The following is a 17735-nucleotide window of genomic DNA, read 5'->3' as shown; positions in this document are numbered from 1 at the left end:
CTATCCATGACAACGGCCCGCCCCCAAAACCAATCCCTGCCACCCTTGCGAGTTGGCTTGATCTTTGGCTTTTTGCTGATGGTGATGGGGGGTGTGGTTGCTCGCCTAGTTTATTTGCAAGTGGTTCAGGGGAAAACCTTAGCGGCACGGGCACAGCAACAACAACGGCGCTATACTCCGCCAACCTTGGCACGCTACCCAATTACCGATCGCCGAGAGACGGTTGTTGCCCTCGATCGGCCTGTGTTTACCCTCTTTGCCCATCCAATTCAGTTCAAAGTGGAGCGGCGGGCGATCGCCCGCGATCTGGCCCCTTTACTCAAGCAATCTCCAGAGCAACTGTTGGCCAAGTTCAGTACCTACCCAACGGGGGTACCCATTGCCTACGACATTGATGAGGAAACTGCTGCTAAAATTCGCGCTTTGAACTACGATGGGCTAGAACTCAACCAAGCGTGGCAGCGCATTTATCCGCAGCAGGAACTCATGGCGGGCGTTGTCGGCTATGTGGATCGTGACCACCAAGGTCAAGCGGGGATTGAGTTTAGCCAAAACCAGTTTTTACAGGTTTCCCATAACCGCCAGCTCCTATCAACCAATGCTTTGGGTCAATGGTTACCTGCCCTTGCCCCTGCGGATCCGCGTGCTTTGAGTCAGGGGTACCATGTGCGCCTGACGATTGATACTCGTTTGCAACAAACAGCACGCCAAGCCCTGCAACAGCAGTTACGCAAATTCAACGCTAAGCGGGGCACGGTCATTGTCCTAGAAGTGAAAACTGGTGCACTGCGGGCACTGGTCTCAGAGCCTTCCTACGATCCTAATCATTACTACCGGGCTGATCCAGCCCTTTTTCGTAACTGGGCGGTCTCGGATCTCTATGAGCCGGGATCAACCTTTAAGCCGATCAACACCGCGATCGCCCTTGAACTCAATGCCATTACTCCCGATACAGTGCTGCCCGATGAGGGGCGGATTACGGTGGGGGGCTGGCCAATTCAAAACAGTGATTTTAGCCAACACGGCGGCCGCGGTGCCCTCAATATTGCCCAAATTCTCGCCTACTCCAGCAATGTGGCCATGGTGCACATGATGAACCGCATTCCCGCCCGCCACTACTATCGCTATCTGCATCGCTTGGGGCTGACCGAGAAGGTGGGCAGTGATCTCCCCTTTGAAACCGCCGCCCAGTTAAAGCCCCCGGAGCAATTTATTAACTACCCCATTGAACCGGCAACAACGGCCTTTGGCCAAGGCTTTTCCCTGACGCCGCTGCATTTGGCTCAACTATTGGGGGCGATCGCCAACGGGGGAGAGATGGTCACTCCCCATGTCATTGATGGCCTCTACGATGAAAATGGCCAACTGCAAAAACGCCTTGAGCAACGCCCCCCTCGACGGGTCTTCTCGCAGCGCACCAGTCAAGCAGTGGTCAGAATGCTGGGAGAAGTGGTGCGCTTCGGTACAGGGAAACCCGCCCATATTCTCGGCTACCGCTTGGGGGGTAAAACCGGCACAGCACAAAAAGCAATTGGCGGTACCTACAGCAATCTGCGCATCACGAGCTTTGCGGCTATTTTTCCCCTTGATCAGCCGCAGTATGTGATTTTGGCGGTAGTGGATGAACCCAAGGGGGATGATGCCTACGGTTCAACGGTGGCGATTCCGATTGTGCGAGCGGTAACGGAGTCCCTGATTACGATTGAGGGCATTCCCCCCTCACATCCAGAGGAATTGCGCCGCCCCGCTACGCCAGCTTCAGTGTCACAATAGGGGAGAACAGCGCAAAAGGACGGTATGATTCAACGGTTTTTTGCCACAGCGTTGGCGATTCTTGTGATGTTGCTGGGGGGGTGTTCGGCCACCAGTGGGCTACAGGCCTATGTGGATAGCTACGATGGCTATGAGTTTCTCTACCCCCGCGGTTGGGTACAAGTACAGGTGGATGACCCCGTGGATGTGGTCTTTCACGACATTATCGAGACGACAGAAAACGTCAGTGTGGTTGTGAATACGGTTTCCAGCACAAAGTCTCTTGAGGAATTGGGATCCCCTGAGGAGGTGGGCGATCGCCTGCTGCGAAATATCATTGCCCCAACTGAAAGCGGGCGCAGTTCTGCCCTGATCTCCGCGACCTCCCAAAAGGCAGATGACAAAACTTATTACATTCTGGAGTATGCCGTCACTCTGCCGGGGGATGGGGACAATGCTCAGCAGCGACACAATTTGTCGAGTATTGCTGTGAGCCGAGGCAAGGTCTATACTCTGAGTGTTTCAGCTCCAGAGGAGCGATGGCCAAAGGTAGAAGACCAATTTAAGACCATCGTGTCCTCGTTTACCGTATATTAAAGAAAGAATCGGGGAGTTAGCTCAGTTGGTAGAGCGTCGCGATCGCACCGCGAAGGTCAGGGATTCGAGTTCCCTACTCTCCATATTTTTGCCCCCTTTTCAATCCTCGATCGCCTCGTTTCAATCCTTGATCGCTCCGAAGGACGATCGCAACCTCATTCAATGGGGCGAGTCATTCGTATTGAATAGTTTCAATCCTCGATCGCCCCGAAGGGCGATCGCAACTCCGATAGACACCCCTTGCTACCACAGTAGCTTCATGAAATTTGAAATTTCTACACCGCTTGGATTTACGGTTAGAACCTCTGAGGAGTATTGGCAACGGCTGCTCATCAAGCACCCTGATATTGAGGAGTTGGAAGATTGTGTGCGGTTGGCTCTTTCTACACCAGATGAGGTTCGTCGCAGTAGCCGAGATTCAGGAGTATTATTGTTTTATCGGGTACAGCGAGAAAAACGTTGGGTTGTTGCAGTGGCACGACGCTTAAATGGAGATGGTTTTTTAATCACTGCTTATCAAACTGGCGCCATTAAAGAAGGGGAGAGAGTGTGGCTCAAATAAGAGTATTTTATGAGCCAGAAACAGAGCTGTTAAGTGTATTCTGGCAAGTTCCACGAAGAAACCAAGTTGCGACAGAACTTGGAGATGGGGTGATTTTGTTCAAGGATGGGGTGACTGGGGAGCCAATTGGTTTAGAAATCCTGTCATATCGTCCCGGAGACGATCGCTTTGATGCTGTCAGTGGCGTTTCAATCCTCGATCGCCCCGAAGGACGATCGCAACATCCTCCAGTGCAGTAGAGTTGGAGTTTTTTCGGGTTTCAATCCTCGATCGCCCCGAAGGGCGATCGCAACGATAACTTAACCGCGCGAGTTGTCGCAACTGCAGGTTTCAATCCTCGATCGCCCCGAAGGGCGATCGCAACATGTGCCAAGCGATTTGCGCACTAATCTTACTGCGCGTTTCAATCCTCGATCGCCCCGAAGGGCGATCGCAACCCTACCGAATTCTCTCAAAAAAGTAAAAAAGGCAAGAGTTTCAATCCTCGATCGCCCCGAAGGGCGATCGCAACTTAAAATGGCATACCCCAAAACTTGGTTATGCCATATCATGTTTCAATCCTCGATCGCCCCGAAGGGCGATCGCAACATCTCACAACCTCGATTCACTCCGTCCCGTTTTGGTTTCAATCCTCGATCGCCCCGAAGGGCGATCGCAACGTACATCGGTTTTTGGGTCAACAGAGGTATCTTGTGTTTCAATCCTCGATCGCCCCGAAGGGCGATCGCAACGAAGGGGGCATAACCGCGGACATAGTTCTCCAAGTGTTTCAATCCTCGATCGCCCCGAAGGGCGATCGCAACCTTACTGTGCTGGCCAAGGATAAAGCTTTGCTTAAGTTTCAATCCTCGATCGCCCCGAAGGGCGATCGCAACGCGAGTTTTGCTGGCGTGTTCCGTAGGCATCAGCGTTTCAATCCTCGATCGCCCCGAAGGGCGATCGCAACGCGGCCACAGATGGTCGCACAATTCGCTACGGCAGCGTTTCAATCCTCGATCGCCCCGAAGGGCGATCGCAACAAGCAAGGCGCGGGTGAATTTGCGCGCCAAATTGAGTTTCAATCCTCGATCGCCCCGAAGGGCGATCGCAACCTTACGATTTTAACCAAGGATAAGGCCTTGGCTAGTTTCAATCCTCGATCGCCCCGAAGGGCGATCGCAACCCCCCCGCTTTTACCCCCCGTTGTAAACTAAGCAGTTTCAATCCTCGATCGCCCCGAAGGGCGATCGCAACGTCGATTCAGTCGATTTAGGAGCTAACTATGAACGTTTCAATCCTCGATCGCCCCGAAGGGCGATCGCAACGTTCGTTACTAAACAAGCACAGTACTTGCTCTTGTGTTTCAATCCTCGATCGCCCCGAAGGGCGATCGCAACTCGCAACTTCCTCGCCTAACAACCCAGAAGAAAGAATGTTTCAATCCTCGATCGCCCCGAAGGGCGATCGCAACCGCCCAGTCCGCGAGGTCAAACACGGAATCCCTGTTTCAATCCTCGATCGCCCCGAAGGGCGATCGCAACACGTCCCTGCCGATTTTCGCATGGGGCTGTACGCGTTTCAATCCTCGATCGCCCCGAAGGGCGATCGCAACGCTCCTCGTCCTCCGCCTCCCTTACTCGTAAGGAGTTTCAATCCTCGATCGCCCCGAAGGGCGATCGCAACGGCCATTATTGGCCGAATTAATTGTAGATTATTTAGTTTCAATCCTCGATCGCCCCGAAGGGCGATCGCAACCTGGGATTAGTCATAGGATGCGCAGGAGTACTACACGTTTCAATCCTCGATCGCCCCGAAGGGCGATCGCAACTTCGCTTAGGAGTACCTACCGAAGTTTGGAACGGTTTCAATCCTCGATCGCCCCGAAGGGCGATCGCAACGCAGTCTCCTCTCCCTGATCGGTCAATAAGGGGAGTTTCAATCCTCGATCGCCCCGAAGGGCGATCGCAACTACCTATCTATTATATGCCACGGTAGGCAGAAGGGCAGTTTCAATCCTCGATCGCCCCGAAGGGCGATCGCAACTGCGGCTATTATAACCCCTGTCAGGCAGGGCGTTTCCAGCATTTTTAGCGCGAATATATTTTTGATGGAAGGAGAAAATGTGATCCAATACCCCATGATTGCCCTCAAAGCCTGAAAATTCAACCACCGCGACCCCCCTAGGAAAATAGACCCCACTCCAGATCCGCGCTCTCAAAGAATCAACGGCTCATCAAAATCAACATAGTGATCTAAACCAAAGACCTCCACGTATTTCTCTCTGGGCGACATCAGCCGATAAAATCGCAGACTATCTGTTTCCTCGTTAATGACCTTCACGAGTTGCGCTCTCAACGTCTCGTACTGCCCCTCGCTGACACGGCATTCGAAAACTGAAAGCTGAACGCGCTGGCCGTAGTTTTTGCAGATTGTAGCCACCCTGCGCAGTCGTTTTCGCCCTGCTTTTGTCTCCGTATTTACGTCATAAGACACCAAAATATCCATAGTTAACCTCGCGGAATAAACGGCTGATAGTGGGGAACATCCCCCCGTAAATACCGCGCGAGTAATCGTGCTTGGACGTGGGGAATCAGCCCAAAGGGAACTTTTTGCTCCAAAATGGGGTGCATGACTTCCTCTTGCTTGCGTTTTTGGTACGCCGTCAAAAAAGTTTTGCGTCCCTCATCATTCAAGTAGATCGCTCCACCCGGACGCTCAATAAAATCCTCAGATTTGAGTTGCTGACGGTTAATTAGCGTCAATACCAAGCGATCCGCAAAAATTGCTCGTAGCTCCTCCATCAGGTCCAATGCTAATGCGGGCTTACCCGGACGCAAGCAATGCAGAAAGCCCACCTGAGGATCAAGGCCAACACTTTCACACGCAGCAACATAGTCATTTGTCAAAAGTGTGTAGGCCAGTGATAGCAAAGCATTCAGGGGATCACGAGGGGGTTGCTTTGAGCGACCAGTAAACGGAAAGGCATTCCGCTGTTGCCGCACCATCAGACCAAAAACGCCGAAATACGTCTTGGCTGCCATCCCCTCAATTCCGCGCAACGAGTCAATACTCTCTGCATGGGATGCCTTACTTAATCCTTCGACATGGTGCTTAGCCGCTGCTTGCAGAGCGTCTCGCTCGGTGGGGTTCGCTGCTTCTCGAGCTGCTCGTAACAACACATTGCGGGCATTCTGTAGCTTCGCTGCCACCACAGTCCGAGCAATAGTCAGGGATGTCTCTACAGAAACTGCTGCCTCATGTAATGCCTTGCGCAACAAAACATTGCCAGTGGTTGAGCTAGTTAGTCGCCCCTTAAAACGGCCATGCTCTGTGAGCCACACCACAGTGCGACCATCCTCAGCGCATTGGTGAATCAGAAAGGGACTGATCAACACGTTGCCAAATAGGACGATGCTACCGAGGTGATGTAACGGTATCTGAAACTGAACCTCCTTCTCCACCTCCAACTTCAATGTTTCATGCTCAAGACGTACATAAGTGCCTTGGGTCTGCACAAAGAGTGTATTAAGGATTGGCTTCATTGTCCCGACACCTCAAAAATGGCATTTCTTGAAGCTCTAGAGCCAAAATGAGTAACAGCATCAGGCATACAAGTTTCAATCAACGAGCAGTCCCGACACCGTTTATCGGCAACAGGCGCAGGCAACTTTTGGCTAGCAAGCAACGTTCGAGTTCCCTCAATCACTTCGATCGTGTGCTGTCGCAACCTAGCATCAAAGTGCACCTCCAGTCGTCGTCGTGAGCCATAGTAAACAATGGCTCCTACTGCAATAGCGCATCCAAGCATCTCTTCTAGGCACAAGGCTTGGGCACACAACTGTACTGCATCAGCCAGACGGGATTTCGTTGTTCCTGCCTTGTACTCAATGGGATAGGGCAGACCGCGATCCGAAAACTCAATCACATCTGCCACACCACGAATCCGCAACTGATGGGAGCATAATGGCACCGACCGTTCAATCCGCAGTTCTCCATCCAAGAATTCATCCCCCGGTGTATGTGCCTTTTCATGGACTCTTGCTCCCCGCAGTGTGTAAATGTTTTCTTCCCATACTTGTTCTGTGTAGATAAGAGCACACTGACGCGGGCAAAACGCAAAATGCTGGAGTGCACTCAGCAGCACATAGTCCTCATCGTCCATACTCACGACCCTGAGATAACCCTTCAACTATTTATCCAAGGCCATTAAGGTAATCATGCACAGCTAAGTCAAAACTTTTTCGTATGGCAATTATTGATCGCCCCGTTAATGTAATCTGTTAAAGACTTGGGGCGATCGCAACACTAGGCCAAACGAGTTAATGTGACTCCTTCCGGCAAAGAATCCTCACAAACCGTTACACGATAGTCCTCAAACTTTCGCGGGGGTAAGGCTTTGTCTTTCAGTTCGACATGGATACGCTCAAAGAGTTTGTGGGCAGGGGCACGTCCCAACTTGTTGTCATGGGTAAAGATGTACAGCCCACGTAGCGCCATCATTCCTCGACTAGCAGAGCGATCGTGATCCCACATCCCCAAAAGGGCATGCCAAAAAAGCTGAAGGTCTTCTGCCGTTACCCCCGTTTGTGCCGCCAAATAAGGGGAAAAGAACCCATAACTACGGTAGAGACCGTAGGGAATTATTGCCTTACGGCCCATTGTTTGCAGCTTCTCTCGATCCTTGACATCTGTAACCGCTACCCGCGTAATCGAGAGGTCTGTGGGCAAAATTGGATCTAGCGATCGCCCAAAGGTCAGTTGCATCGGACCGCGCACCTGACCCGCATTCAGCCCCGTGGACATCACTGCCCCAAACATCCGCACGTCGTAAAAATTCGCACACATCCACCGCCGTGCCCTCTCCGCATTATCGCGATCTTTTGCCGGCTTACCCGCCTTCTTCACGACCTCCTTGAGAAAAGCAGCTAGGGCTTTGTTTTGCTTGAGGAGTTCTGCAACGGTATCTTTGCCATAAAACTCCTTCAGTTCATCCTCACTCAGTTCGCCACTATAGGCTAGCGTTGCAGTGACCTCATCCGACTCCTCATCACTGTCGGTAAAGGTAAACGCATCCGGTAGCTCATCTTTAAGTTGCCGCAAGCCTTCTAAAACCTTGCCATCTTTCACAGGTTCCTTAACAGTGGTACCCACAGGAATCCCTTCAGCTACATAGGCTTTGCGGATTTGCTCGTTCAAGACCCCCCGATGTTCCACAAAGATTTTCAAGCGCTTTGCTTCTTCCTCAGTCGCCTCAAACTCCGCATAGGTGGCAACATAATTACGGACTTTTCGCTTCAGGGCAACATCAGTCACCAACCCTTGAGCCGTTTCGGCATCAGTGCGCGGCAAATTGCCACCATCGGGATCCCCATTAGGATTACCATCAGTGACATCAAAGAGTAGCAAAAAATCATGCCGTTTCTGAGGATCACAGTACACTGCAAAACTATGAGTCGTATTCGTCATTACTTTCGTTCTCCTTACTTTAGTCAAAGTCAATATTGGCTTCCGTGCTGCCTCAGCCGTCAACCATCGCCACGGATGATTGCTTTGCCACCTGTGCCTGACGGCGCTGTTCTGCCCGTTGGTGGTAGTAGCCCAGTCCAAACAAGCCCTGCTGCTGTAGATTCAGTGTTTTCGGAAACGTAGGTAACTGAGCAATCACCTCCTCTAGGGTCTCTTCCAAGCGTTTCGCCGCTCCTCCTTTCTCCTTCCGTAGCTTTGAGAGGTGAGCACGTGCCCCCCGCAACAGGGGTGGAAACGCCACCGCAGGTGTATTTGAGGCGGCACCATAGTAGCGATCCACCAATGTGGCATTCAATGACCCTAGGGCTGCCCGTTGAATTTCCTCTAAAAGAGCCAGCAAGCGACCACAGGTATAGGCCGCCAAGTCAGCGCCTTCAAGGCTAGGATTGGGATTCAAGGCGTGCATATTTGTCATTAGGGATTGTCTCCGCTTGTCACGACAAAAGATTAACTTGAGGAGCACAGCGCGAGGGTAGGTCAGCTTACGCTCCGTACAGTTGCGGCGCACCAGCTTAGCCAGTAAATCCTCTGGTAGGCGATCGCCATAGAGGGCAGAACGAGTCAAAGCCGTCACCACCCTTGCCGGCATCTCCCGCCGCGCCGCCTCGCGATCGCGATAAAGGCTTTCAGCCAAAGTATAAAGACTGAAAAATCGTGGCTCGCCCCCCATTGGCGACACCAACCGCTGTGCCTCAAACCACGTCTTCAACTGCGCCTGTACATTGGGAATCGTTGTTTCCAGCCAATCGCAGACCACCGCACGGCTATTGTTGGCACGCAAAGCAAGAGCATAAAACAAGTTGGCGCGATCGGCATCAAAGCTAGTGGCTTGCTGACCGGTTTGAACCGACTTTAGCAGACTGGCAACCTCATCCGCTTGGGGCTGCGTCAGAAACATCATGACATCGAATGTCGTTTTTTCCCGCGTCCAAAAAAGGTAAGTCGTCTCCGCCACACACAGGTGGGATTGCTCATCCCGCAACAAGTGGTTCAGTGCCTTCGTAAACTTCTCCGCCGCCTCCGCAGACATGGGTGACGTTAGAGAGTATTCCAATCCATAAGACGTAAAGGCTTTTGCATTCGCAGAAACCATCGCTACTCCTGAAGTTTGCCCCCCGAGCAAACCCTTAATCATAAATGGCATTCGCTTTGCCACTACCGTCTTTTTCCCAGTCACCAAGCAGGTCATTGTGGGGTTATCGTCGCCATTCTCAGACTCTGACTGTTTCCCCGTGTACTGCTGCCAAAACTGCTCAATAGAGTAGAGGTTAGCCCTTGCATCCGCAGGTATAAGCTGCCCTCCTATCCGAAAAGTTACACCCTCCCCCGCATCGAAATCTTTATAGGCTTGCAGGGCTTGCCTAGCCTCCTCGACCGCGTTTGCTGATTCATAGAATTTTGAAATGGCTTGGACGCTTGGCTCCTGAGTGTTTTCTGCACAGGACTTCACTAAGGCCACAAACTGATGATAGCAGTCTTCAGCCCGCTCAAGCTCAGGCTTAGAGGTTGACCTTGGCCGACGAATCCCCAACACATATTCCGCTGTATCCGCTAAGAGTTTGGGCTTAACGGCACTTGTTCGTCCAACGTGGGGGGTGACAAACCGTTGTCCCCGTTTCGCCTCCTTACTTTTGAGGGGAGTAATGCCCCGAAAGTTGCCCGCATCATCTAGCTCAATAAGCCAAGCAATGGTATTTTCGCCGTACATTGAGGGGGGCAATTCAAGCCGCTCCTCGGCATAGGTTTTCAATACCGTGAGAATTGTCATTGGGACACCTTTAAGACACCATTAATCAATCGGGCATGGAAAAACTTTGGCTCTGCTTTCCCAGTAGTTAAATGGGCGCCATTGCCATCGTGGCGCCAGTAGCTGAGGGTCTTTACCTTGGTATCCTGCTCATAGACGACATCCAGCAACATCCACCCCAAATCATCACTGTGGGCAATCGGCTGATCCGCTGGCGTAGGTTCCTCAAAGAAGGCACTAAATTCACGAGTACCTAGGTAAGGCTGGTGGTGGCATTGCCCCTTCCTGACCCGACGGCGAAACTGCTCACAGTACTTGGCAATGTCAGCATTGACATGGGGACGTAGAACAATCTGAGCCTTGATCACATAGGCCACATCCCGCAGTGCTAGGGTATGGCGCTGGGCACGATCTTCATCAGCAAAATAGCGGTAGCTCTCTTGACGGGCGGCGCGATCGCTTTGCAGAGAGTTGACCTCATTGCGGGTAATTGAAAAATGACGAATCGGCTTCAGAACGTGGATTTCTTCCACTTGCCAAATAAACTCAGGTTTCCAAAAAATCGCCTCCAACACCCCCCGCGCGGCACTAGGTGTCATCACTGGATAGCTCACCCGCTCCACCTTAAAGGCAGGATTGGTGAAGCAAGCATAATCCCCCCAAACTTTAACACTGAGCATTGATTTGATTTTAATTGTCATCGCCAGCTTACTTTTGATTGGCTTAGGAAAGCCGATGATGCCGTTCCTCTAGTTTAACTCTGACTGACCTAAAAAATAAGATCGCTGGGATCTGCGACGATGGGGCTTGTTGCGATCGCAATCCCTTTGAGAGGGTCATAGTCACCCTGCCAAGCCCAGAGGCCAGCAGCAATCAGTTCCCGCAGGTGCTCAGTGTCATGAAATTCCTTGGTGCGTAGGTTGACAAGGTAAGGCTGCAATGCGCGGATTTCTTTTGCCCTTAAGCCGCGTTGCTGAATACGGCGAATTAACTGTTTTACTTGATTGTGTTCATCTTTATTTTTTGCTTGATCGGGCACAATGACAACTGGATACGTGTGATCCTCGATGAGACGAAAGCGTTGCGCAACTTCGGGAAAGTTGAATGCCTGACGATACTGCTGAATTTTTTCGGTATCAAGATCATGAACTTGGTAAAGCTGCTGGAAATACCTCTGAAAAACTGTAGGGTCATTTAGGTCAACCATGGCTTGCCTGAGTAAAGTGCGAGTAGTTTCAACAGCGGTGCAATACTCCCCTTGAGGCGTGCGACCCTCTTGGGGGTCAAAAATCACGACCCGTCCCAAGGATGAACGTTGCCCTTCACGGTTACAGCGACCTGCCGCCTGCACAATGCGATCCAGTGGCCCCATGGCGCGATAAACGACCGGAAAATCTAAATCTACACCCGCTTCGACCACTTGAGTAGAAATAAGCCAGCAGGGTTGATTGTTTCGCAGGCGATCGCGCACCTCCTGTAGGACAGCTTGCCGATGGGCACCGTAGAGCAATGTTGAAAGATGAAACTGGCGATCGCGCTCCTCCTCACCCAAGGCATCCAGAATAGCAAGCGCATCTTTGCGGGTATTCACCACGACGAGGGCTTGATGTTGCTGCTTCAAATCCGCCACAAGGTCTTGCCATGACCACAGGATTGGCAGCTGCTCATAATTGACCCGCTTCAGGGTGCAGAATTGTTGTTGAGCTTCTTCAGGCGGAATGATATCCCTGACATTGTCAAATCCCTCTAGGTAGGGCGTTGTTCCAGCTAAGGCGGGCTGCGTTGCCGTACAGAGCACAACCGTGACTCGATACCGCGCTACTAGTGTCTTCAGAACACTCAGAATAGGAGCTAACAGTTTCAGCGGCAGGGTCTGTACCTCATCTAAAATAATTACACTGTTGACAATGTTGTGAAGTTTGCGGCAACGGCTGGGGCGATTGGCAAATAGGCTTTCAAATAGTTGCACCGTCGTGGTGACAATCAGCGGTGCATCCCAGTTTTGAGCTGCTAGGCGGGCACAGGCTTGGAGCGATCGCGCATCATCTTCATTCTGAAAATCTGTTTGTACTGCGCTGTGGTGCTCCAGAACAGTGTCTTCACCCAGAATCTCCCGATAGACGGCGACTGTTTGCTCAATAATGCTGGTGTAGGGCACCGCAACAATGACGCGATCTAACCCATGTGTTAAAGCATGCTGAAGGGCAAAGGCTAGACTGCTGCGGGTTTTACCACCGCCAGTGGGGACTGCCAAGCGAAAGACTCCCTGCGGCTCCTTGGCTGTGGTCAAGCAATGGTGATAAACATCCTTACGAACCGTATTAACAGGCGTGTTTAGGCTATTGGCCATCAATTGAGTCTGATTCGCTGCAAACGCTGACCATAGCTGTTGTAGGCAGGGGTACTGCCCCCGTTGGGCTGCGGCGGTTGGATCAAAATGGGATTCCGTATCAAGGTAGTCCGCATCCACTAAGCAGGAAAACAGCAAGCGCAGGAACAGTTCAGTATTTAATTTACAAGTTGCAATGTCTAGCTCAGGGCTAGCAATGGAAGTTAACTCTTTTTGAAAATCTGCTGACGGGTCTAAATCAATCCCATCCGCCTTGGCTAGGCCTTTAATATGCTCGTAGGTTACCCGATCAACCTCCGCCAACCGATTCTGCAAATCTGCCATATTAGGCAGGCCGCTGTGGTGGCCATAGATCATTGGTGCAAGAGGCTGACACTTCTGAAAAGCGAGGAGCGCACCATACTTAGCGTGAGGGACTTTCTCTTTAACAGCTTGATTTTGGGCACAGGCTTGGAGATAAGCCTGAAAATCAGGGTTGTATTTGCCTAAGTCGTGCCAAAGGCCACCATAGTTGCCCAGTTGAGGTGTACCTAACTTTCCAGCCAGCTTCGACGCTCTACCAGCCACTTTAGAAAGATGCGCTGACAGGGAATGCCATTGACCATCTTGGTTTGGAGTATGAGCATAGTAATTTGACATCATTTCACATAATTCTTTCTCAGCTTATATACTTCACATTGAGATTGAGAGAAAGAATTTTGACCCAACCTTGACAATACTGCGCAACATCGTGGCGGGATGACAAGCTATCTTCACTTTAGATTTTAGCGAAGTCCCTGAGTTGGGAACAGGACGGGAATATTGGGATTGACCCATACTTGACAGTTGAGTTCGGTACTGGGTGGGAAAATAGGAAGTTTTTTCGATTTTTGATTATTTGATTAAATGTTCTGCCAAAGGCGGGTTCGCGAGCTGCCCTGCAACTGCTCATGGGTTTCGCGCAATAGCCGAGGAATCTCCAAGCCACTGGGACAGCGGGGCAAACAATCGCCACATTCAGTACAGCGGTTGGCGGGTTGACCGGGAAACCAATGCCCGGCACGACCAAACATCCCATAGCGATACTTGCCAAATTCTGTCATGTCGTAGGCGACGGCTAAGTTGTGAAGCCGCAGCACTTCGGGGATGTGAATTTCCTCAGGGCAGGGCAAACAAGCATAACATTGTTGACACAAATCGGTGCCCAAGGTTTCCTGCATCACTGCTTGCAGGCGATCGCCCACCGCTTGCTCTTCAGCGCTCAGGGGTGCCACCTGATCAGCCACGGCCAAGGGAAAGGCCAACTCGGCAACGGTGGCCGGTCCAATACTCAAGGTGGTGATGGCCGGCTGACTCAGCAACCAGCGATAGCTCCAATGGAGAGGGTGAAAGGGCGCACAGAGGTCTTGGAGCCGTTGGGAAGGCCGGTAGAGTTGTCCTCCTTTATCGGCTGGCGAAATGATAAAAATCCCCATATCCCGCTCGGCGGCAGCGGCGATCGCTGGGGCATTGCGTTGCTGAAAGTAGGTGTAATGCAGATTCACAAAGTCAAATTGGTTGCTAGCGATCGCCCGCAAAATCACAGACAACGATCCATGACTGGAAAAGCCTAAAGCACCAATCACACCCTCTGCTTGCAACTGCCGCAGCATTGCCATCCCCTCAGTGCTCAGCCATGCGAGATGCTCAGGGGTGTTGAGGCCATGGAGGGCGACACCATCTAACCGTGAGACTTGAAGACGCTCAAGGGATTGAGCAATTTGCCGCTGGACGTGATCCGCATCCCCTTGGGGCAAGAGTTTAGTGGTGATAAAAACGGGGGGCTGACCCAGTGCCTTGAGGGCACGACCAATATAGGCTTCACTGGCACCGTAGGCGGCGGCGGTTTCAATGTGGTTCATGCCGTGGGCGATCGCCCCCTCAATGACCGCCTGCATCACCTCTGGACTGCCCAAGGCACGCATCGTTCCAAGGGAAAAAACCGAGAGGTTCAGCCCCGTGCGACCAAAGCGGCGGTAGCGCATTCTAGCCTGCGGAGGAATCCTCTTCCATTCCCCGGCCCTGCTGAATAAAATCTTCAGGGCGAATCGAATCTAAAAAGCGGCGAAAGGCTTGGCGTTCTTCCTCGTCAGCATCGCGATCGACGGGAATCGAGGCATCGGCAACAACCGCTTCCATCACCCAAATCGGGCAATCACAGCGCAGGGCAAGGGCAATGGCATCGCTGGGACGAGCATCAATCTCTTTACGAGTTTCTCCTTGGCGCAGGGTGAGCACTGCATAGTAGGTGTTGTCTTCCAAGGAATGGATCACCACCCGTTCTAGGGTCATATTCCATTCATTGAGAATGTTGACCATCAGATCATGGGTCATCGGTCGCGGTGCTCGTTGATTTTCCAAGGCCATTAAAATTGCCCGCGCCTCATTATCACCAATCCAGATGGGCAGTGCTCGCCGTCCAGCACCGTCTTTGAGTAAGACAATTGGGGTGCGACGGTTAGTGGCATCGAGGGCAATCCCAGCAACGGTCATTTCAATCATGGCCACCTCAGCGAGCGCAATGGCGGTGCATTCCCTTCTATTATTAACATACAGTCCTTCCCACCAAGATGGCACACCCCTACCACTGTAAGACTCCCTATGGGGGAAGTAACGGAGGGGCGACGCGCAGGCATTCCTTGGGACTCCATGCTTTAGAAAAAGACTGGCGAACGACGGAATCATGGGCAGTGGCAACTAGACACTTTTTTGACGCTCGCTTCTCGGTACACTAAAGTTATTATTTATTATTTTTGGTATTTAGACGGCTATGATTGCTTCCCCGATCCCGATCTGCATTACGTTGGGTACGCGCCCGGAGGCAATCAAATTGGCACCGGTCATTCAAGCCTTCCAGCGATCGCCCCTGTTTGAACCCTACGTTGTCCTCACGGGACAGCACCGCGAAATGGTGGATCAAGTGATGGCACTGTTTGACCTGCGGGCAGATCGGGACTTGGCCATTATGCAGCCCAAGCAAACCCTGACCGAAATCACCTGTCGTGCTCTCCAAGGCCTTGAGCAACTCTATCAAGAACTCCTGCCCCGTCTTGTTTTGGTTCAGGGGGATACAACAACCGCCTTTGCCGCTACCCTTGCCGCCTTTTATCAGCAGATTCCTGTCGGCCATGTGGAAGCGGGCTTGCGCACCGACGATCTCTACAACCCCTATCCAGAAGAAGCCAACCGCCGCCTTATTTCCCAATTAGCGCAGTTGCATTTTGCCCCTACGGAGCAAGCCGTCAAGAATCTTCAGGCGGCCGGGGTCACGGGTAGTATTCACTTGACGGGCAATACCGTGATTGATGCCCTGCTGCAAGTGGCCGATCGCCAGCCAGTGTGCCATGTCCCCGGCCTTGACTGGCAACAGTATCGCGTGATCCTCGCCACCGTTCACCGACGGGAAAACTGGGGTGCCCCCCTAGAAGACATTGCCAATGGCTTCCTGAAAATCTTAAACACGATTCCCGATACCGCTTTGCTCTTGCCCCTGCACCGCAATCCCACTGTGCGTGAACCCCTCAAAGCCTATTTGGGGCATCATCCCCGCGTTTTTCTGACGGAGCCACTGGACTATCCTGCTCTTGTGGCAGCGATTAAGGGAGCAACGCTCCTGCTGACGGATTCCGGTGGTCTCCAAGAGGAAGCCCCTAGCCTTGGTAAACCGGTACTGGTGTTACGGGAAACCACTGAGCGGCCGGAAGCGGTCACCGCTGGCACTGCTAAACTGGTGGGCACGTTTGCGGATACGATTGCCGCGGCAGCCATTGAACTGCTCACGGATCCAGTGGCCTACAACCGCATGGCGACGGCGATTAATCCCTTTGGCGATGGTCATGCGAGCGATCGCATCCTTGAGATTGTGACCCAGTTTTTTGCCCAGCAGACACAGTAAGGAGCCACGGCCATCTGAGGATAGCAATGACAATGTTCTGGGCAGGAATTTTGGTCACCAGTTGGCTGGGCTTGGTGCTGTTAACCGCAGAACTGATTCACGCTTGGCTTCCCAATGCCAAGGAATGGTCACGGAAAGTGGTTCACATTGGTGCCGGTCAAGTGATTCTCATTGCCTATGCCTTGGGGGTACCCACGAGTTGGGGAATTGTGGCCGCAGCGATCGCTGGCGTCGTCACACTGCTTTCTTACCGCATACCGATTTTTCCCAGTATTAGTGGCGTGGGGCGTCAAAGCTGGGGCACCTTTTTTTATGCGGTGAGTATTGGCACATTAATGGCGCTCTTTTGGAACACGCTGCCGGAACTGGCGGTTCTGGGAATTTTAGTGATGGCTTGGGGAGATGGCTTGGCTGCCCTTGTGGGGATTAACTGGGGACGCCATCCCCTGCCGCGAACCAGTAAAAGCTGGGAAGGAACCCTGACCATGTTCTGTGTGAGTACCGTGGTGGCGGCTCTATCCCTCACCCCCATTGCGACCTTAGAGTTGCTCTGGATTGCCCCCTTAGTAGGTCTGGGTGCGACCCTTTTGGAACTGATTGCTTGGCGAGGGGTTGATAATCTCACAGTTCCGATCGGTAGCGCTTTGCTTGCCTATGGGTTACTCAATTTGAGTTGATGTTAGGCAGGGTCTTCTCAATAAACTGGCGGGCGATCGCGATCGCGTCTCCATTAATTTCATGAGCCATGGGTAGGGCATGAAACGCTCCCTTCACGCCTGCCGCTTGCAGGGCTTGCCAACTGGCTTGGGCACTGGCAAAGGGCACGACAGGATCGGCTGTGCCATGGATCATCAGCACGGGCGGTGAGGTAGAGCTTACCCCTGGCGGGCGCACCAAATAGCCACTAAAGACCAACAACCCTGCCAAGGGCAACGTTAACCCCACAGCCAATGTCAGTGCTCCCCCTTGGGAAAACCCCCCTAACATTGTGCGGCTCAGATCAATGGGCAAGCTGGCAATCCACTGCCGCAGTGCCGCTTCACTGGTGGCTAGATCCATTGCCCGCTCATCGAGCAGTAATGAGCCACCGAGGGCATCGTGCTGATTCAGGTCGTACCACATCCGCCCTTGGGGGACGTAAGGATGGGGAAAGGGGGCTTCCGCTGCATAGGTTTGGGCTTGGGGAGCCAGCAACGATCCAAGGGAAATCAGATCTGCGGCATTGGCACCCCAGCCGTGGAGCAATAGAAGGCTGTGATCTGCCGCGATCGGCGGATCGGGAAAGGTGAGAAATTGGAGGGTTGTCATG

The 17735-nt window shown here is 52.4% G+C and carries 15 protein-coding genes, 1 tRNA gene, 1 pseudogene and 1 CRISPR repeat array; of the genes and pseudogenes, 7 read left to right on the top strand and 10 right to left on the bottom strand.

The features are described 5' to 3' along the window. The first annotated feature begins 6 nt into the window (after positions 1 to 6). From RHH53_RS09205 to RHH53_RS13185, 5 genes and pseudogenes are all read left to right on the top strand, one after another. A complete protein-coding gene (locus tag RHH53_RS09205; protein ID WP_310743701.1) occupies positions 7 to 1773 on the top strand; it encodes a penicillin-binding protein 2 in 1767 nt (588 codons plus the stop codon). A gap of 24 nt (positions 1774 to 1797) precedes the next feature. Next, the gene (gene psbP / locus RHH53_RS09200) at positions 1798 to 2349 is read left to right on the top strand and encodes a photosystem II reaction center PsbP (protein ID WP_310453708.1); all 552 of its coding nucleotides are present in this window, start codon (positions 1798 to 1800) and stop codon (positions 2347 to 2349) included. Positions 2350 to 2359: 10 nt separating this feature from the next. Beyond that, positions 2360 to 2432, top strand: a tRNA-Ala gene (locus RHH53_RS09195). A 176-nt stretch (positions 2433 to 2608) separates the two neighbouring features. Continuing rightward, complete coding sequence (locus tag RHH53_RS09190) at positions 2609 to 2911, top strand: hypothetical protein (RefSeq protein ID WP_302678124.1); 303 nt, start codon at positions 2609 to 2611, stop codon at positions 2909 to 2911. Further along, positions 2899 to 3093 (top strand): annotated as a pseudogene (locus tag RHH53_RS13185) (hypothetical protein); the annotation flags it as partial. The gene RHH53_RS09190 and the pseudogene RHH53_RS13185, both read left to right, overlap by 13 nt. Positions 3094 to 3096: 3 nt before the next feature. Beyond that, a CRISPR array of direct repeats spans positions 3097 to 4933; the repeat unit is 37 nt; unit sequence GTTTCAATCCTCGATCGCCCCGAAGGGCGATCGCAAC. 171 nt (positions 4934 to 5104) lie between these two features. Here the strand turns inward: RHH53_RS13185 and cas2 are convergent. The 9 genes from cas2 to RHH53_RS09145 all read right to left on the bottom strand — a co-directional run bounded on the left by cas2 (position 5105) and on the right by RHH53_RS09145 (position 15033). Next, positions 5105 to 5395 (bottom strand): CRISPR-associated endonuclease Cas2, encoded by a 291-nt coding sequence (cas2, locus tag RHH53_RS09185; protein WP_302678123.1) that lies wholly within the window; start codon positions 5393 to 5395, stop codon positions 5105 to 5107. Positions 5396 to 5397: 2 nt separating this feature from the next. Further along, positions 5398 to 6432 (bottom strand): type I-C CRISPR-associated endonuclease Cas1c, encoded by a 1035-nt coding sequence (gene cas1c, locus RHH53_RS09180; protein WP_302678122.1) that lies wholly within the window; start codon positions 6430 to 6432, stop codon positions 5398 to 5400. Beyond that, entirely contained in the window at positions 6429 to 7052 is a 624-nt protein-coding gene (gene cas4 / locus RHH53_RS09175; RefSeq protein ID WP_302678121.1) for a CRISPR-associated protein Cas4, read from the bottom strand. The genes cas1c and cas4 overlap by 4 nt, the downstream gene beginning before the upstream one ends. A gap of 143 nt (positions 7053 to 7195) precedes the next feature. Further along, complete coding sequence (gene cas7c, locus RHH53_RS09170; RefSeq protein WP_302678120.1) at positions 7196 to 8356, bottom strand: type I-C CRISPR-associated protein Cas7/Csd2; 1161 nt, start codon at positions 8354 to 8356, stop codon at positions 7196 to 7198. Between the two features lie 52 nt (positions 8357 to 8408). Continuing rightward, the gene (cas8c, locus tag RHH53_RS09165; RefSeq protein WP_302678119.1) at positions 8409 to 10184 is read right to left on the bottom strand and encodes a type I-C CRISPR-associated protein Cas8c/Csd1; all 1776 of its coding nucleotides are present in this window, start codon (positions 10182 to 10184) and stop codon (positions 8409 to 8411) included. Continuing rightward, entirely contained in the window at positions 10181 to 10864 is a 684-nt protein-coding gene (gene cas5c, locus RHH53_RS09160) for a type I-C CRISPR-associated protein Cas5c (protein ID WP_310743700.1), read from the bottom strand. The genes cas8c and cas5c overlap by 4 nt, the downstream gene beginning before the upstream one ends. Before the next feature lie 68 nt (positions 10865 to 10932). After that, positions 10933 to 13152: a CRISPR-associated helicase Cas3' gene (gene cas3, locus RHH53_RS09155; protein ID WP_310744265.1), complete on the bottom strand. Its 2220-nt coding sequence runs from the start codon at positions 13150 to 13152 to the stop codon at positions 10933 to 10935. A gap of 242 nt (positions 13153 to 13394) precedes the next feature. Further along, on the bottom strand, positions 13395 to 14516 hold the full coding sequence (locus tag RHH53_RS09150) for an aldo/keto reductase (RefSeq protein ID WP_302678116.1): 1122 nt from the start codon (positions 14514 to 14516) through the stop codon (positions 13395 to 13397). A 1-nt stretch (position 14517) separates the two neighbouring features. Then, on the bottom strand, positions 14518 to 15033 hold the full coding sequence (locus RHH53_RS09145) for a bifunctional nuclease family protein (RefSeq protein WP_206201676.1): 516 nt from the start codon (positions 15031 to 15033) through the stop codon (positions 14518 to 14520). A gap of 268 nt (positions 15034 to 15301) precedes the next feature. Between RHH53_RS09145 and wecB the strand changes: the two genes are divergently transcribed. Both wecB and RHH53_RS09135 read left to right on the top strand, forming a co-directional pair. Further along, positions 15302 to 16426 (top strand): non-hydrolyzing UDP-N-acetylglucosamine 2-epimerase, encoded by a 1125-nt coding sequence (gene wecB, locus RHH53_RS09140; RefSeq protein ID WP_302678115.1) that lies wholly within the window; start codon positions 15302 to 15304, stop codon positions 16424 to 16426. Positions 16427 to 16452: 26 nt separating this feature from the next. Beyond that, positions 16453 to 17103, top strand: coding sequence for a diacylglycerol/polyprenol kinase family protein (locus RHH53_RS09135; RefSeq protein ID WP_302676061.1), 651 nt, complete (start codon positions 16453 to 16455; stop codon positions 17101 to 17103). Here RHH53_RS09135 and RHH53_RS09130 read toward each other — a convergent pair. Beyond that, a complete protein-coding gene (locus RHH53_RS09130) occupies positions 17090 to 17734 on the bottom strand; it encodes an alpha/beta hydrolase (RefSeq protein WP_302676062.1) in 645 nt (214 codons plus the stop codon). The genes RHH53_RS09135 and RHH53_RS09130 overlap by 14 nt on opposite strands. Position 17735 lies beyond the last annotated feature (1 nt).

Source organism: Thermosynechococcus sp. PKX82 (genome assembly GCF_031583255.1).
GTDB lineage: Bacteria > Cyanobacteriota > Cyanobacteriia > Thermosynechococcales > Thermosynechococcaceae > Thermosynechococcus.
The sequence above is the reverse complement of the archived record's forward strand: the minus strand, read 5'-3'. Positions and strand labels throughout refer to the sequence as shown.

Bases quoted from the DNA above. Each gene is read 5' to 3' on its own strand.
- RHH53_RS09205 (WP_310743701.1), top strand. From the start codon at position 7: ATGACAACGGCCCGCCCCCAAAACCAATCCCTGCCACCCTTGCGAGTT.
- psbP (WP_310453708.1), top strand. From the start codon at position 1,798: ATGATTCAACGGTTTTTTGCCACAGCGTTGGCGATTCTTGTGATGTTG.
- RHH53_RS09190 (WP_302678124.1), top strand. From the start codon at position 2,609: ATGAAATTTGAAATTTCTACACCGCTTGGATTTACGGTTAGAACCTCT.
- cas2 (WP_302678123.1), bottom strand. From the start codon at position 5,395: ATGGATATTTTGGTGTCTTATGACGTAAATACGGAGACAAAAGCAGGG.
- cas1c (WP_302678122.1), bottom strand. From the start codon at position 6,432: ATGAAGCCAATCCTTAATACACTCTTTGTGCAGACCCAAGGCACTTAT.
- cas4 (WP_302678121.1), bottom strand. From the start codon at position 7,052: ATGGACGATGAGGACTATGTGCTGCTGAGTGCACTCCAGCATTTTGCG.
- cas7c (WP_302678120.1), bottom strand. From the start codon at position 8,356: ATGACGAATACGACTCATAGTTTTGCAGTGTACTGTGATCCTCAGAAA.
- cas8c (WP_302678119.1), bottom strand. From the start codon at position 10,184: ATGACAATTCTCACGGTATTGAAAACCTATGCCGAGGAGCGGCTTGAA.
- cas5c (WP_310743700.1), bottom strand. From the start codon at position 10,864: ATGACAATTAAAATCAAATCAATGCTCAGTGTTAAAGTTTGGGGGGAT.
- cas3 (WP_310744265.1), bottom strand. From the start codon at position 13,152: ATGTCAAATTACTATGCTCATACTCCAAACCAAGATGGTCAATGGCAT.
- RHH53_RS09150 (WP_302678116.1), bottom strand. From the start codon at position 14,516: ATGCGCTACCGCCGCTTTGGTCGCACGGGGCTGAACCTCTCGGTTTTT.
- RHH53_RS09145 (WP_206201676.1), bottom strand. From the start codon at position 15,033: ATGATTGAAATGACCGTTGCTGGGATTGCCCTCGATGCCACTAACCGT.
- wecB (WP_302678115.1), top strand. From the start codon at position 15,302: ATGATTGCTTCCCCGATCCCGATCTGCATTACGTTGGGTACGCGCCCG.
- RHH53_RS09135 (WP_302676061.1), top strand. From the start codon at position 16,453: ATGACAATGTTCTGGGCAGGAATTTTGGTCACCAGTTGGCTGGGCTTG.
- RHH53_RS09130 (WP_302676062.1), bottom strand. From the start codon at position 17,734: ATGACAACCCTCCAATTTCTCACCTTTCCCGATCCGCCGATCGCGGCA.